We start from the raw sequence: 16,102 nt of genomic DNA, 5'->3' as shown, positions 1-16,102 counted from the left end.
AATCCTCTGAATTTATCCGCGCGGGGCGTCACCAAAGACGCTGTAATCCGGGAGCTGCACCTGCTGATAGGGCTCCCAGCCGCCGCCGAGCGCCTTGTAGAGCGCCACCAGATCGAGCGCACTCTGCACCTGCGCCTGAGCGCGCTGCTGCTCGGCCTGCGCCAGCTGACGCTGGGCGTCCAGCACGTCAATAAAGCTGGCGATCCCCTGCCGGTAGCTGTCGCTCGCTAAATCAAAGGCGTTTTGCAGGGCGTCAATCGTTTTAGCGAGACCCGCTTCACGCTGCTGGTCGGTACGGTAACTTACCAGCGCGTTTTCGACATCCCCGAGCGCCGTCAGGACCGTCTGGCGATAATCCAGCACCGCCGCCCCCTGCTGCGCGCGCGCCACCTTAACGCTGGAGACCAACCGCCCGCCCTGGAAAATGGGAATGGAGACCTGCGGCCCAAAGCTGTAGAAGTGGCTGCTCCAGTCGGTCAGCCAGTTGCTTTCGCTGTTGCGCAGGCCAAACTGCCCGGAGAGCGTAAAGCTCGGGAAAAGCTCCGCCACCGAGACGCCGATTTGCGCCGTCGCGGCGTGAAGGTTCGCCTCCGCTTCGCGCACGTCCGGACGGCGGCGCGCCAGCGTGGACGGAATACCCGTTTGCACGATATCCGGCAGCGCGGGCATTGGCTGCACGCTTTGCAGTTCCGCATCCAGCGCTCCCGGCGGCTTGCCGAGCAGGATCGCCAGGCCGTTCATCGCCTGGCGCTCCTGCGCCTGATACTGCGGTAGCTGCGCTTCGAGGTTGCCCAGCTGCGCCCGGGCGTTTTCCACATCCATCTGCGGCGACAGCCCGCCCCGCTGGCGGCTTTCGGTCAGATCCAACGTCTGCTGGGCGCTTTTAATCTGGGTATTCAGGGTGGCAATAATGCTCTGCGCCCCGCGCAGCTGTAGCCACGCGCGCGCCACTTCGGCTTCCAGCGACACCAGCGCGTCATTACGCTGCTCTATAGCCGCCTTCTGCTGAGCCTCCGCCGCCTCCACCTGACGGCGCACCTTGCCCCACAGGTCGATTTCCCACTGGGCGTCGAAGCTGCCCTGGTAGAGGTTAATCGGCTGCGTCAGCGGCCCCAGCGCGCCTCTGAGTTCAGGATCGACATTATCCAGCTGGTCGTAAACGCCGTGGGATTTCAGCTCCCCTTCCAGCCCGAGCTGCTGGCGCGTCGCCTGCAGATTGCCGTTCACCGACGGGAAAAATGCCCCGCCCGCCTGGTTAATCTGTTCACGCGCCCCGGCGATGCGCAGCACCGTCTGCTGCAGGGTCAGGTTTCCGGCGATGGCGCGCTCAACCAGGCTGTCGAGCTGCGGCGAACCGAAGGTTTTCCACCAGCGGGGATTGGTCGCGGCGGAGGTGGTTTGCGATTTCACCGCGCTGTCGCCCTTATCGTTCCAGTGCGTAACGGCGGGCGGCGCAGGCTGCTGGTAGTCCGGCCCGACGGCGCAGCCCACCAGCAGCATCACTATCATCAGGGGGTGTAAACGTCTGTGTATCATCAATGTGCTCCTGCACTCCCCTCGCTCTTAACCGGCGAGAGCAACAAACAAAACGGAATCAGTAACAAGGCCACCGCGCTCAGGATGGTGAAGACGTCGATGTAGGCCAAAAAGCGCGATTGCTCGATCATCGTCTGGTACATCCTCCCGGTGGCTATTCCCGTAGGGTCACCCACCTGGGTGGTGAAGTTTTGAATAGCCTGCGCGCTCTCGCGTATCGCCAGCTGGAACTGCTCGTTGAACGGCGAGGCGTGGTACGCAAGGTGCGCGCTGTGCGCCTGCGCGCGCTCGGTGATGGCGGCCGTCGAGAGCGAAATCCCGATGGACCCCGCCACGTTGCGGAACATGGTAAACAGAGCCGCCGCATCGGCGTTGAGCCGCCTCGGTATCGAGATAAAGGCGATGGTGGTGAGCGGCACAAACAGGAACCCCAGACCTATCGACTGGGCGCTGCGGAACAGCACCAGCGTTTCGAAGTCGATATCCGGCGTCAGCGTGCGCGACCAGAAGAACGACACCGCCAGACAGGTAAAGCCAAAGGCGATGATCCAGCGCGTCTGCACCACCGGCATCAGCTTCAGCACCAGCGGGATGGTTAACACAATCAGCACCGCCCCGGGCGAGAGCACCAGCCCGGACCAGGTGGCGGTATAGCCCAGATCCTGCTGCGCCAGCTGCGGGATCACCACCGAGCTGCCGTAGAGGATCATCGCCATCCCCGCCATCAGCAGGCTGGAGATCGCGAAGTTGCGGTCCTTCATGCAGTGCAGATCCACCACTGGCTTTTTGGCATACATCAGCCAGTAGATTGCGCCGATAATGCCGACCAGCGTCAGCACCGCGAAGGTGCGGATAAAGTTCGAATAGAACCAGTCGTCATCCTCGCCCCGGTCGAGCATCACCTGCAAACAACCGAGACCAAGGGCGATCAGGCCGATCCCTGTCCAGTCAATTGTCAGCTTCTCTTTTGATTTGCTCTCCCACGGCGGATCTTCCAGCAACTGGTAGATCGCCAGCACCGTGACAATCCCCACCGGGATGTTGATAAAGAACACCCAGCGCCAGGAGTAGTTGTCAGTGATCCAGCCGCCCAGCGTCGGGCCGAGCACCGGCGCAACGATAATCGCGATCGAGGAAAGCCCGAACGCTTTGCCCCTGTCCTCCGGCTTGAAGTAGTCGAGCAGCACCGACTGCTGGGTGGGCTGTAGCCCACCGCCAAAGAAGCCCTGCATCACGCGGAACAGGATAATTTGCCACAGCTCGGTGGCAATGCCGCACAGGAACGAGCAGATGGTAAACATCACGATGCAGATCAGGAAGAACTGCTTGCGGCCAAACAGCCGGCTCAGGAACGCCGAGATGGGCAGCACGATGCCGTTCGCCACCAGGTAGCTGGTCAGCACCCAGGTGGATTCGTCATAGCTGGCCGAGAGCGACCCCGCAACGTGCGGCAGCGCGACGTTGACGATGGTGGTGTCCAGAATTTCCATAAACACCGCCAGGGTGACGACAATCGCCACCGCCCACGGATTGCTGGCGGGCTTCCAGTTATCGTGGCTGTGATCCGTCATTCCACGGTAACCTTCGGTTCAACCGACAGCCCCAGCGGCAGCGGCTTGTTTGGATCAAGACCTTTATCAATGACGATTTTTACCGGCACGCGCTGAACAATCTTCACAAAGTTACCGGTGGCGTTTTCCGACGGGAAGGCGGAGAAGCGCGAACCGCTGCCCTGCTGGATGCTGTCGATATGGCCCTCAAGTTCCATATCCGGCCAGGCATCCACGGAGACGCTGACCTTATCGCCGGGCTTCATGCGCTCAAGCTGGGACTCTTTAAAGTTCGCCACCACCCACACGTTCGGGGAAACCAGCGAGAACAGCGCGGTGCCCGCCTGCACCAGCGTGCCGGGCTGCACGTTGCGTTTGGTGACAAAGCCGTCGAACGGAGCGCGGACTTCGGTGTAAGAGAGGTTCAGGTTGGCGGTTTCCAGCTGCGCTTTGGCCTGATCGACCTGACGCTCGCGGGCTTCGACGTTGGTCTCCTGCTGTCGAATTTGCAGCTGAACCTGCTCCGCCACTTCCAGCTGCGCCTGGGCGCTGGCCAGACCAGCCTGGGCGCTGCGTAGCTGAGCATTCGCGGAATCAATACTTTGCTGGGTGGTCGCGCGCGGGTCGACGCCGCGCTGGCGACGGTACTCTGCCTGCGCGTTCGCCAGATCGGCCTGCGCTTTCAGCACCTGCGCTTTAGCTTCATCACGCTGGGCGGGATACTGCACTTTTGAGAGCGCCAGCTGCGCCTGGGCCTGATGGAGCTGCGCGATAGCCAGCCCAAGCTGCGCCTGAGCCTGATCGCGCTGCGCGGTGGTATCACGCGGATCGATGACTACCAGCAGGTCGCCCTTTTTCACACGCTGGTTATCGCGCACGCGCAGCTCGGTAACGTAGCCCGCCGTCTTGGGGGCAATCGTCACCACATCGCCGTCGGTAAAGGCGTCGTCGGTCGTCTCTTCGTTACGGGTTAAAAACCACCAGACCAGCGCCACAACGACCATTACCACCACGACAATGCCGAGGATAATTAACGGTTTCTTGCCCGGGCGCTTACGCTCATTATTGTTTCTGTCCTGCTCGTCAGCAGGCGGGTTTTGATCTTCAGCCATAGTTCAGCAACGGTCCTGTCAGTGAGCGGCATCACACTATGCCGTTCACTAAAGCTAGGACGTTGCTATACGTTTGCCAGGAAAAACTGACAAATTGCGCACTATATGAGAAGGAATAGTCCGAAACCGATCGCCGCAGCCCAGAGCAGCATCGGAATCGACCAGAGATGGAAGCGCCACCAGATGCGGCGGTCGTTGGCCATGCGCAGGGCGATCAGGTTTGCCAGGGAGCCGGGCAGCAGCCCAAACCCGCCAATGTTAACCGCCCAGGCCAGCAGCGTGTCCGGCGGAACGTAGTTGAGCAGCAGAATGGTGGCAGGCACGTTGCTGATAAACTGCGACAGGCCAATCGCCGTCAGCCACAGCCCCGGCTGCGACAAGCCGCTGACGCTGTGCAGAACGTTTTGCAGTACCGGAAGCTGGATAAGAAGATGCACATCAATAAACATCGCCATAAAGACCAGCAGCAGCGTCCAGTCCACGCTCACCAGCACGCGCCGTGCCAGTACGACAAAGCCCGCAGCGACGAGCAGGACGCCCGCCAGCTCGTACTTCAGCTCCAAGGCAAACAGAAAGACGATATACAGCCCGAGGCAGCTCCAGACCAGCCGCGGCTGCCACTGCGGGCCCGTGGTCCCGCTATGGTATTGCAGCTTTTTATCCGGAAACGCGAACCAGCACACTGCCAACAGCGACAGCATCATCACCAGCGCGAGAGGCGCCATCTGCCAGGTAAAGGCAGCGAACGACAGACCGGAACGTCCCCAGAGGAGGATATTTTGCGGGTTGCCGATAGGGGTCAACAGAGAACCCGCGTTAACGGCGAGCGCTTCAAAGATGATCAAGCGGCTGACCGGGATCTCGCACAGCTTACGCAGCGTGAGCGTGAGGGGCACGATGATAAACAGCGCCACGTCGTTGGTCAGAAACGTTGACAATACCGCAGCGGAGAACACCATAAACAGGGCCAGCCTGCGCTCGGTGGCAAAACGGCGCACCATTTTACGGCCCAGCACGTCAAAATAGCCGCTCAGCTCGACCCCTTTGGTCAGCATCATTAACCCGCTCAGGGTAATGATGGTGCGCCAGTCAATCGCCGCAGACCAGGCCTGTGGCGCAAACGGCACAAACAGGCTTAACGCTGCGCCAATAATTAATAAGAGATGGAAGAAACGATCGCGTGACAGGGCCTGCAGTCCAGGGATTTTCATTCAGCGGAGGGACCATATTTAAGGGTAAACTCACGAAACTTCACCAGCGTCTCTTCGCTAACGTGGTGTTCCATTCCTTCCGCATCCCGGCGGGCAATTTCCGGGCTGACGCCCAGCACCAGCAAAAAATTCTCGACAAGCTGGTGACGCTCGCGGCTCTCCTGCGCAAGCTTCTCCCCTTCCGGCGTCAGAAACACGCCGCGCCAGGGGATCATTTCAATAAGGCCCACCGAGGCCAGACGTTTTAACATTTTCGCGACCGTCGGCTGCGAAACCCCCAGCCTGGCGGCCATATCAACCTGACGCGCTTCCCCGACCTCGCGGATCAGATCGGAAATCAGCTCAACATAATCATCAATTAGTTCACGCCGGTGCGCCTCACGGACCTGGCGAAAACCTTCGACATGTTCTTCAACATTCACCAGTTGCGTCGTTTTCCTCATTGTTGGCTTACCTGCACGACGGTTCATTGTACTTCCTCAGTGGGGTGACGCTTCCAGCGCCCGGTATCGAGAGCGCACATTGTAAACCATAGCTCTGCAAGCACAAAAAATTAACGAAATAGCCATAGCTATACAATATAGCCTGTGCTATATCTGTATGTAATGCAGTCACCCTTCACGGATCGAAGGGATCAAAAATCAGGAGGTCTTATGAACGAATTCAAGAGGTGTATGACCGTGTTTACCCACTCTCCTTTTAAAGTGCGCTTAATGCTGTTGAACATGCTGTGCGATATGTTTAACAACAAACCGCATCAGGACGACAAACCTTCCCACTAAGCGGCGTTGCGGTACGCCGCTTCATTTTTCTGTCACATTTCCGCTGTAAACTGACCAATTCCCGATTATTTTTGCGGATTTGCAGCCCCCTTCGCAAAACATCTGTTTAGCAACTGTTGACCTTAATTCACGCTCGCACTATCTTCTTGCAGCCCTGCACAATTTGCGGCTCGCTGAAGCGGACCTCTCATTCCCTTTCCACGCACTGTCCGGCAGGCTTTGACCCTTGGCGCCAGGGTGAGCACATGGCGTTTTTGTGATAGTGACCTATGAATGTAACCCTGATAGATACCATCGTTACCCGCAGCCGGGCCTTAAGCCCGTGGACGGGATTTTACTTTTTGCAGTCGCTGCTGATTAACTTTGCGCTCGGCTATCCCTTCAGCCTGCTTTATGCGGTGGCTTTCACCTGTGTGCTCCACGTACTGTGGAGGAGTGCCCCGCGAGTGCAGAAAGCGTTTGTGGGGGTCTGTTCACTGGTTGCTGCTATGTATTTCCCGTTTGGTCAGGCCTACGGCTCGCCAAACTTTAATACCCTGCTGGCGCTGCACTCGACCAACATGGAAGAGTCGACGGAGATCCTGACGATCTTCCCGTGGTACAGCTACGTGGTAGGGTTATTCATCTTCGCGTTGGGCGTTATCGCCATCCGCCGTCGGTCGGGCGAGAAAAAATCCTGGGGTAAAATCGAAATACTCTGTCTGGTCTTCAGCCTTGCCGTGGCGTTCGTCGCCCCCATCCAGAATATTCCCTGGGACGGTAAGCTAAGGCTCATCAATATCGGCTATCCGGTTTTCCGCTTCGTTAAAGACGTCGTTGTCAACAATAAAGAGGTTCTCGACGAGCAGGCGCGCATGGCTGAACTTTCCAATATGAAAGACACCTGGAACGTGCTGGCGGTTAAGCCGAAATATCATACCTACGTGGTGGTGATTGGCGAGAGCGCACGTCGCGACGCACTGGGTGCCTTCGGCGGGCACTGGAATAACACGCCGTTTGCCAGCTCGGTCAACGGCACCCTGTTTACCGATTATGTTGCGGCCAGCGGCTCGACGCAGAAATCGCTTGGCCTGACGCTGAACCGCGTGGTGGATGGCAAACCTCAGTATCAGGATAATTTTGTTACGCTGGCCAACCGCGCCGGTTTTCAGACCTGGTGGTTCTCCAATCAGGGGCAAATTGGCGAATACGACACGGCCATCGCCAGTATTGCTAAGCGTGCTGACGAAGTGCAGTTCCTGAAGAGCGGCGACTTTGAAGCCGACAAAAACACCAAAGACGAGGCGCTGCTGAAGATGACGGCGCAGGTCTTTGCTACCCCGCGCACCCAGCCTCAGCTGATTGTTCTCCACCTGATGGGATCGCACCCGCAGGCCTGCGATCGCACTGGCGGGAAATACGCAGAGTTTGTGCAGTCAAAAGAGACCTCTTGTTATCTCTACACCATGACGCAAACTGACGATCTTCTCAGCAAGCTGTATGATCAGCTGCGCAACACGGGCGAAAGCTTCTCTGTGGTCTATTTCTCGGATCACGGGCTGGCGTTTAAAGAGCGTGGCAAAGAAGTCCAGTATCTGGCGCACGACGACCAGTTCCAGCAGAACTTCCAGGTGCCGTTTATGGTGCTGTCGAGTGATGATAAAACGCATCGCGTCATTAAAGCGCGGCGCTCGGCGAATGATTTCCTGCAGTTCTTCTCACAGTGGACGGGGATTAAGGCCAAAGAGATAAAAAATAGTTACCCGTTTATCTCCAACAAGAAAGCGCCCCCAGTGTACGTTACCAACTTCAAGTTACAGAAAGTTGACTACAACCATCTGGGTACGGATATTTTTGATATTAAGAGTAAGTAGTTTCTGCCGTCTCGTGCGGTCTGATGCCCTCACCCTGGCCCTTTCCCACAGGGCTGAGGGATCCCCACAAAATAATGTTTGCATGGACGCCCCCCTCTCCCTTGAGGGAGAGGGCTGGGGTGAGGGGAACTTACGGCTCCGGTGGTCATTCCGTTCACTTTATGTTCCTTGCTACTCTGTAAGGACATGACCGGTGAACGTGCCAGGGCGGCTCAATCGCCACCGCCCTGGCGACCCGGGCTCCCGGCGGTAAATCGCCGCTTCGCGGTGCCCTCAGCTTATTCCTTCAGGCTATCGGGTCGGGCATGAGCCTGCATCCCTGCAGGCCACGCCCTCTCGGCGCATCCGTGCGCCTCGCCCCGGCCTTACGGAAACGCTTCGGCGATTTACAGCCGGACCAGGGCGTCGCTGAAAACCTTAAATCGTTCTGAAACAACCTTATTGCTTCTGCTTAAAAATTACTGGGGATTCCTCAGCCCGCAGGGAGAGGGAAAAGGCAAAAAAAAAATCCGCCACATTGGGCGGATTTTTTATTTCATCACCGGAGTGATTAGAAGCGGTAACCTACGCCCGCGATCCAGGTGCCAACGTCAACGTTGCGGATACGGCTCTGCTCATAGGAGAAGTCCAGAGCCACGTCCTGGATTGGGTTGAACTGCAGGCCTGCGCCATAGGAGAAGCCGTAGTCGCTGGTGCTTGCAGTGCGGTTCAGACCCTGGTTTTCGGTCTGCTGGAATTTACCGTAGCCAACACCTACAACACCGTAGATGCTTGCCCAGTCGTTCAGACGGTAAGCTGGACCAGCGGTGATACCGTAGTACTGGCCTTTGTTGTATGCGCCGTTTTCAGTACGATCTTTCTCGGTGTAGGTGAAAGAACCGATCACGCCCAGCGGGTTGTTATCCTGCTCGTAACGATACTTCAGGTTGAAACCGTTGGTTTTGTTCATCACGCCCTGCATATCGCTCTGAGCGTAACCACCGGTTACAGTAGAAGTAGCAGCTACAGCGGTACCTGCGGAAACAGCCAGTACAGCGGCCAGTGCTGAAAGACATGCAATTTTTTTCATAACCACCTCAAATGTGCTTCAAGTAAGTCCGTAAGTTTTAAATATATCAAAAAAATTTGCGAAACTCTTTGTGATTCGTGATGTCTAATGAGGCCTTTCCTGTAACAGAACGTTTCCAACATCAGCTAACTCTTTCAAATCACATGCGATTTTTCCTACTAAACGCCCATATTGCGCGTCTGCGCCGTTACATTCATCCAGATTATTCCTAATCTTTCAGGCGATAAATCCACCAGCGCTTAACCATTTTACGGATTTCACGGGCCTTTTTTTTCAACAGAGTCTCAACCGTAGCTGTATATTTCCTTTACACTGCAACCTTTACTCCATTTGACATTAGCTGACAGGAGAAAGGATGCCTGGGTTATCCCGCACGTCGTCGGTCTGGTTGCCGGTAGCCGTCATACTCATTGCCATGTTGTCTATCCAAAGCGGTGCCTCGCTGGCAAAATCGCTTTTTCCTCTGGTGGGTGCCCCCGGGGTGACGGCCCTGCGTATCGTGCTGGGCACGGCGATACTGGTGGTCATTTTCAAACCCTGGCGTCTGCGCTTCAAAAAAGAGCAGCGTCTCCCCCTGCTTTTTTATGGTCTCTCCCTCGGGGCAATGAACTATATGTTCTACCTCTCCATCCAGACCATTCCGCTCGGGATCGCCGTCGCGCTGGAGTTTACCGGCCCGCTGGCGGTGGCGCTTTTCTCCTCCCGTCGTCCGGTGGATTTTATCTGGGTCGTGCTGGCCGTTCTGGGCTTATGGTTCCTGCTGCCGCTCGGCCAGAATGTCTCTGAGATTGATCTCACGGGCGCAGCGCTGGCTCTGGGAGCAGGGGCCTGCTGGGCTGTCTATATCCTCACCGGGCAGCGCGCGGGTGAAGAACATGGCCCGGCAACGGTTGCCCTGGGTTCCGTGATTGCGGCTATCGTTTTTGTGCCGATCGGTATGGCGCAGGCCACGGAGTCTATCTGGCAATGGTCAGTCATGCCCATCGGGCTGGCGGTCGCTGTTCTTTCAACGGCTCTCCCCTATTCTCTGGAGATGATCGCCCTGACGCGTCTGCCGACGCGCATATTTGGCACCCTGATGAGCATGGAGCCCGCCCTTGCGGCGATCTCCGGGATGGTGTTCCTGGGCGAAACGCTGACGTTTACCCAGACGCTGGCGCTCTGCTCAATTATCGCGGCGTCAATGGGTTCAACGCTCACCATGCGCCCGGAGCCCAAAGTAGAGAAAATCGACATCAGCTAATGCCATATATTCTGCATGGCTTCACGGCCATGCAGAATAAAGGCCAGAAATTCATACGTTATAATTTCTTACATACCTGGTCATATTATCGAAATATCCTTTCCCACCTGTTCCCCTTCCGGTGAATTAAGATTGATCTGTATCAATTTCAAAATTACCCATTCATTTCAAGCAATTAAATTATCAAACTCCTTCTTACTATTAAACCGATAGGCACAGCCAGACCGCAGAGAAAAAATCCGGTGCTATACTTAGTTCCGTAATTACCTGGGACATAAACATCAAGAGGATATGAGATTATGAGTACCGCTAAACTGGTGAAAACGAAAGCGTCTAATCTGCTTTATACCCGTAACGATGTATCGGATAGCGACAAAAAGGCGACCATTGAGTTGCTGAATCGCCAGGTGATCCAGTTCATCGATCTTTCGCTGATCACCAAACAGGCCCACTGGAATATGCGCGGTGCAAACTTTATTGCCGTTCATGAAATGCTGGATGGCTTCCGCACAGCACTGGTGACACACCTCGATACGATGGCTGAACGTGCCGTACAGCTGGGTGGTGTCGCGCTTGGGACCACGCAGGTGATCAACAGCAAAACGCCACTGAAAAGCTACCCGCTGGATATTCATACCGTTCAGGATCACCTGAAAGAGCTGGCGGACCGCTACGCGATTGTGGCCAATGACGTGCGCAAAGCGATTAGCGAAGCCAAAGATGAAGATACCGCAGACATCTTCACCGCCGCGTCCCGCGACCTGGATCAGTTCCTGTGGTTTATCGAATCTAACATCGAATAATTCATACGACATTTCTATCAAACCCTCGCCTCTGGTGAGGGTTTTGCACATCTATGGTGCACAGTTTTTGCCTGATACGGTGCAAAAGTGAAGAAATTGTAATAATCACCTCACACAACCGTTAATGGAAGATTGTTTTTTCGTCAGAATTTACGCTAAATATCTCCCCGTCAGTTGACCCAAACGAAGTGCACCAAAACGGTGCTCCATCCTGGTGCAACACGACATCATTGCCACGTTTTTTGTGCAATGCATGACTCCATCCCCTTTGCAAAACAACAGCTTGAAAAGTTGGCACGATTTTTTCATTGTGCCAGTCGTTCTCGCAGGGGATCGCCCCGTGGATATAAAAGGAAATGCTATGAAGTCTGTATTAAAAGTTTCACTGGCTGCACTTACCCTGGCTTTTGCGGTGTCCTCTCAGGCTGCCGACAAACTGGTTGTGGCGACCGACACGGCGTTCGTTCCGTTTGAATTTAAGCAGGGTGATAAATACGTTGGTTTTGATGTTGATCTGTGGGCCGCTATCGCCAAAGAACTCAAACTGGACTACACCCTGAAGCCAATGGACTTCAGCGGCATCATCCCGGCACTGCAAACCAAAAACGTCGATCTGGCGCTGGCGGGTATCACCATTACCGAAGAACGAAAAAAAGCGATCGACTTCTCTGACGGCTACTACAAGAGCGGCCTGCTGGTGATGGTCAAAGCCGATAATAACGACGTTAAAAGCGTGAAAGACCTCGACGGCAAAGTGGTCGCGGTGAAGAGCGGTACCGGTTCTGTGGATTACGCGAAAGCGAACATTAAAACCAAAGACCTGCGTCAGTTCCCGAACATCGACAACGCGTACATGGAACTCGGCACCAACCGTGCTGACGCTGTTCTGCACGATACGCCAAACATCCTGTATTTCATCAAAACGGCAGGTAACGGCAAGTTCAAAGCCGTGGGTGACTCTCTGGAAGCTCAGCAGTACGGTATCGCGTTCCCGAAAGGCAGCGACGATCTGCGCACGAAAATTAACGGCGCGCTGAAGACACTGAAAGAGAACGGCACCTACAACGAGATCTACAAAAAATGGTTCGGTACCGAGCCTAAATAATAAGACGTAAAAACGACGTTCACTCAGGGGCGGCCTTTCGCCCCTGCTATTTTTGAAACACGGTAACAGTAACAGGAAATTATCATGCAGTTTGACTGGAGCGCCATCTGGCCTGCCATTCCACTCTTGCTTGAAGGCGCTAAAATGACCCTGTGGATTTCGGTCCTCGGTCTGGTTGGCGGGTTGATTATCGGTCTTGTCGCCGGTTTCGCCCGCACCTACGGCGGCTGGATTGCAAACCACATCGCGCTGGTTTTCATCGAAGTGATCCGCGGCACGCCTATTGTTGTGCAGGTCATGTTCATCTACTTCGCCCTGCCCATGGCGTTCACCGACCTGCGCATCGACCCGTTCAGCGCAGCCGTCGTGACCATTATGATCAACTCAGGCGCCTACATTGCGGAAATCACCCGCGGTGCGGTTCTATCGATTCATAAAGGTTTCAGCGAAGCGGGTCTGGCGTTAGGTCTTTCTCGTCGCGAAACGATCCGCCACGTTATTCTCCCGCTGGCGCTGCGCCGCATGCTGCCACCGCTGGGTAACCAGTGGATCATCAGTATTAAAGATACGTCGCTGTTCATCGTTATCGGCGTGGCCGAACTGACCCGTCAGGGTCAGGAAATTATTGCGGGCAACTTCCGCGCACTGGAAATCTGGAGTGCGGTCGCCGTTGTCTACCTGATCATTACGCTGGTTCTGAGCTTCGTTCTGCGTCGTCTTGAAAGAAGGATGAAAATCCTGTGATTGAATTTAAAAACGTTTCCAAGCACTTTGGCCCAACCCAGGTGCTGCACAATATCGATCTGAACATCAAGCAGGGTGAAGTGGTGGTGATTATCGGGCCATCCGGCTCCGGTAAATCCACCCTGCTGCGCTGCATTAACAAGCTGGAAGAGATCACCAGCGGCGATCTGATCGTTGACGGTCTGAAGGTGAACGACCCGAAAGTGGACGAGCGTCTGATTCGCCAGGAAGCGGGCATGGTGTTCCAGCAGTTCTACCTGTTCCCGCACCTGACGGCGCTGGAAAACGTAATGTTTGGCCCACTGCGCGTGCGCGGTGCCAACAAAGCGGCAGCGGAAGCGCTGGCAAAAGATCTGCTGGCGAAGGTTGGCCTGGCGGAGCGTGCGCACCACTACCCTTCCGAGCTTTCCGGCGGCCAGCAGCAGCGCGTGGCAATTGCGCGCGCGCTGGCGGTGAAACCGAAGATGATGCTGTTTGATGAGCCGACGTCCGCACTCGACCCGGAGCTGCGCCACGAGGTGCTGAAAGTCATGCAGGATCTGGCGGAAGAAGGGATGACCATGGTTATCGTGACCCACGAAATCGGCTTTGCTGAGAAAGTGGCCTCCCGCCTGATCTTCATCGATAAAGGCCGTATCGCGGAAGACGGTAACCCGCAGGCGCTGATCGCGAATCCGCCGAGCCAGCGTTTACAGGAGTTCCTGCAGCACGTCTCCTGATCCCTCGCTTTACACCAAGCCGGGCTTGCCCGGCTTTTTTACGCCAGATTGTTCCCAAAAACGCCCCTCCTCCCCTCGCCCTCTATACTTATCATTTTGCACGATATTTTTGTCGGAGGACGCCGTGCCCTGGATCCTGCTGCTGTTGATAAGCCTGTTTAGTGCGCCATCGCTCGCCGTGGCGATACCCGGTGTCACCACCGGAGCGACCGCGACCCAGCAAGGTTCTCCTCCTCCGGAACCGGATGCTGAACAAAAAAAAGCGGCTTACAGCGCGCTTGCCGACGTTCTTGAAAACGACGCCTCCCGAAAGGAGCTCATCGAGCAGCTGCGCAAAGCCGCCGCCGCGCCGCCGCAGGAAACCGTTCCGACCCTCACCCCGCCGCATGTGGAGGAACAAAAAACGGTGCTGGAAAACGTCACAGACGTGAGCCGCCGTTACGGTGAAGCGCTTTCCGCGCGCTTTGCCCAGCTCTACCGCAACCTGATGGGATCCCAGCACAAGGCGTTTAACCCGCAAACCTTTACCGCCGCCGCCACCCAGTTTTTGATGCTGGCCGCGGCCGTGTTTATTTTTTACTGGCTGGTGCGCCTGTGCGCCTGGCCGCTGTACCGCAGGATGGGCCACTGGGGGCGAAAAAAGAACCAGCATAAAAACAGCTGGCTGCACCTCCCCGCTATGGTTGCCGGGGCGTTTATCATCGATTTACTGCTGCTGGCATTAACGCTGTTTGTCGGTCAGGTGCTGGCGGATCGCCTCAACACGGGCAACAAAACCATTGCCTTCCAGCAGGCGCTCTTCCTGAATGCGTTTGCGCTCATCGAATTTTTTAAAGCGGTGCTGCGCGTCATCTTTTGCCCGCGCGTGCCTGAGCTTCGCCCTTTCAATATCAGCGATGACAGCGCGAAATACTGGGCCGTGCGGCTAAGCGTGCTCAGCGGCCTGATAGGCTACGGCCTGCTGGTTGCCGTGCCGATTATCTCCAACCAGGTTAACGTGCAGTTCGGCGCGCTGGCAAACGTGCTGATCATGCTCTGTATAACCGTCTGGTCTCTGTACCTTATCTTTCACAATAAAAAGGCGATCACCGAGAGTCTGCTGCACCTGGCCGACCGTTCCCTCTCGTTTTTCAGCCTGTTTATTCGCGCCTTCGCGCTGGTGTGGCACTGGCTGGCAAGCGCGTACTTTATTGTGCTGTGCTTCTTCTCGCTGTTCGACCCGGGAAACAGCCTGAAATTTATGATGGGGGCAACGTTCAAAAGCCTGGCGATTATCGGTATCGCGGCATTTGTGTCCGGGCTGCTGTCCCGCTGGATCTCGAAAACCATCACCCTGTCGCCGCAGGTACAGCGTAATTACCCGGAACTGCAAAAACGGGTAAACGGCTGGATGTCGGTCTCGCTCAAGGTGGCGCGCATTCTGACCGTCTGCGTGGCGATCATGCTGCTGCTGAACGCGTGGAGCCTGTTTGATTTCTGGAACTGGCTACATAACGGCGCAGGCGAGAAGACCGTCGATATTTTAATTCGTATTGCGTTGATATTATTTTTCTCCGCCGTCGGCTGGACGCTGCTGGCAAGCCTTATCGAGAACCGTCTGGTCTCCGATATTCACGGCAGACCGCTCCCCAGCGCCCGCGCGCGGACGTTGTTGACCCTGTTCCGTAATGCGCTGGCGGTGATCATCAGCACCATCACCATCATGATCGTGCTGTCGGAAATCGGCGTGAATATCGCCCCGCTGCTGGCAGGTGCCGGCGCGCTGGGGCTGGCGATCTCTTTCGGTTCGCAAACGCTGGTGAAGGATATTATTACCGGCATCTTTATCCAGTTTGAGAACGGGATGAACACGGGCGATCTGGTGACCATCGGGCCGTTGACCGGCACCGTTGAGCGCATGTCGATTCGCTCGGTGGGCGTGCGTCAGGATACCGGGGCGTACCACATCATTCCGTGGTCATCGATCACCACCTTCGCCAACTTTGTGCGCGGCATTGGCTCCGTTGTGGCGAACTACGACGTGGATCGTCACGAGGATGCGGATAAAGCGAAGCAGGCGCTGCGGGATGCGGTGGAAGAGCTGATGCAGATGGAAGATATTCGCGGGCTGGTGATTGGCGAGCCGTCATTTGCCGGGATCGTCGGGCTGACGAACACGGCATTTACCCTGCGCGTGTCGTTCACCACCCAGCCGCTGAAGCAGTGGACGGTGCGCTTTGCCCTCGACAGCATGGTGAAGAAGCACTTCGATCTGGCGAACGTGAGAACGCCGGTGCAGACGTATCAGGTATTGTCGCCGCCCGCCTCGCCGCTCCCTCCGCAGGAGCCTACGCTGTAACCCTATTGCCCGGTAGCGCTGCGTTTACCGGGCCTGT

General features: G+C 56.3%; 14 protein-coding genes. 8 read left to right on the top strand and 6 right to left on the bottom strand.

Going from position 1 to position 16,102, the window contains the following annotated elements:
- Positions 1–12: 12 nt before the first annotated feature.
- From AC4ICF_RS07400 to mntR, 5 genes are all read right to left on the bottom strand, one after another.
- The gene (locus tag AC4ICF_RS07400; RefSeq protein WP_163330788.1) at positions 13–1,536 is read right to left on the bottom strand and encodes an efflux transporter outer membrane subunit; all 1,524 of its coding nucleotides are present in this window, start codon (positions 1,534–1,536) and stop codon (positions 13–15) included.
- Entirely contained in the window at positions 1,536–3,107 is a 1,572-nt protein-coding gene (locus AC4ICF_RS07395; protein ID WP_028012453.1) for a DHA2 family efflux MFS transporter permease subunit, read from the bottom strand. The genes AC4ICF_RS07400 and AC4ICF_RS07395 overlap by 1 nt, the downstream gene beginning before the upstream one ends.
- Entirely contained in the window at positions 3,104–4,198 is a 1,095-nt protein-coding gene (locus AC4ICF_RS07390) for an HlyD family secretion protein (RefSeq protein ID WP_316379989.1), read from the bottom strand. The genes AC4ICF_RS07395 and AC4ICF_RS07390 overlap by 4 nt, the downstream gene beginning before the upstream one ends.
- Before the next feature lie 101 nt (positions 4,199–4,299).
- Positions 4,300–5,409 carry an anion transporter gene (locus tag AC4ICF_RS07385; RefSeq protein ID WP_163330786.1) on the bottom strand — a complete coding sequence of 370 codons (1,110 nt, stop codon included), beginning with the start codon at positions 5,407–5,409 and terminating at the stop codon, positions 4,300–4,302.
- Complete coding sequence (mntR, locus tag AC4ICF_RS07380) at positions 5,406–5,879, bottom strand: manganese-binding transcriptional regulator MntR (RefSeq protein ID WP_023335001.1); 474 nt, start codon at positions 5,877–5,879, stop codon at positions 5,406–5,408. The genes AC4ICF_RS07385 and mntR overlap by 4 nt, the downstream gene beginning before the upstream one ends.
- Positions 5,880–6,062: 183 nt before the next feature.
- On the opposite strand from mntR, the gene mntS reads away from it, so the two are divergent.
- Together mntS and AC4ICF_RS07370 are read left to right on the top strand one after the other, a co-directional pair.
- Positions 6,063–6,191, top strand: a complete 129-nt coding sequence (mntS, locus tag AC4ICF_RS07375) for a manganase accumulation protein MntS (RefSeq protein WP_014831181.1) — start codon at positions 6,063–6,065, stop codon at positions 6,189–6,191.
- A 269-nt stretch (positions 6,192–6,460) separates the two neighbouring features.
- Positions 6,461–8,044 carry a phosphoethanolamine transferase gene (locus AC4ICF_RS07370; RefSeq protein ID WP_116343393.1) on the top strand — a complete coding sequence of 528 codons (1,584 nt, stop codon included), beginning with the start codon at positions 6,461–6,463 and terminating at the stop codon, positions 8,042–8,044.
- A 550-nt stretch (positions 8,045–8,594) separates the two neighbouring features.
- Here AC4ICF_RS07370 and ompX read toward each other — a convergent pair.
- Positions 8,595–9,113, bottom strand: a complete 519-nt coding sequence (gene ompX, locus AC4ICF_RS07365; RefSeq protein WP_014883110.1) for an outer membrane protein OmpX — start codon at positions 9,111–9,113, stop codon at positions 8,595–8,597.
- Between the two features lie 355 nt (positions 9,114–9,468).
- On the opposite strand from ompX, the gene rhtA reads away from it, so the two are divergent.
- The 6 genes from rhtA to ybiO all read left to right on the top strand — a co-directional run bounded on the left by rhtA (position 9,469) and on the right by ybiO (position 16,065).
- The gene (gene rhtA / locus AC4ICF_RS07360; protein WP_116343392.1) at positions 9,469–10,356 is read left to right on the top strand and encodes a threonine/homoserine exporter RhtA; all 888 of its coding nucleotides are present in this window, start codon (positions 9,469–9,471) and stop codon (positions 10,354–10,356) included.
- A gap of 299 nt (positions 10,357–10,655) precedes the next feature.
- The gene (gene dps / locus AC4ICF_RS07355) at positions 10,656–11,159 is read left to right on the top strand and encodes a DNA starvation/stationary phase protection protein Dps (protein ID WP_008501171.1); all 504 of its coding nucleotides are present in this window, start codon (positions 10,656–10,658) and stop codon (positions 11,157–11,159) included.
- Positions 11,160–11,520: 361 nt separating this feature from the next.
- Positions 11,521–12,264, top strand: a complete 744-nt coding sequence (gene glnH / locus AC4ICF_RS07350; protein ID WP_316379988.1) for a glutamine ABC transporter substrate-binding protein GlnH — start codon at positions 11,521–11,523, stop codon at positions 12,262–12,264.
- Between the two features lie 84 nt (positions 12,265–12,348).
- Positions 12,349–13,008, top strand: a complete 660-nt coding sequence (gene glnP / locus AC4ICF_RS07345) for a glutamine ABC transporter permease GlnP (protein WP_003858462.1) — start codon at positions 12,349–12,351, stop codon at positions 13,006–13,008.
- The gene (gene glnQ, locus AC4ICF_RS07340) at positions 13,005–13,727 is read left to right on the top strand and encodes a glutamine ABC transporter ATP-binding protein GlnQ (protein WP_116343390.1); all 723 of its coding nucleotides are present in this window, start codon (positions 13,005–13,007) and stop codon (positions 13,725–13,727) included. Before glnP ends, glnQ begins: the two co-directional genes overlap by 4 nt.
- 124 nt (positions 13,728–13,851) lie before the next feature.
- Entirely contained in the window at positions 13,852–16,065 is a 2,214-nt protein-coding gene (ybiO, locus tag AC4ICF_RS07335; protein ID WP_316379987.1) for a mechanosensitive channel protein, read from the top strand.
- Positions 16,066–16,102 lie beyond the last annotated feature (37 nt).

This window comes from Enterobacter sp. ECC_219_Taxon_10, from assembly GCF_058354905.1.
The sequence above is the reverse complement of the archived record's forward strand: the minus strand, read 5'-3'. Positions and strand labels throughout refer to the sequence as shown.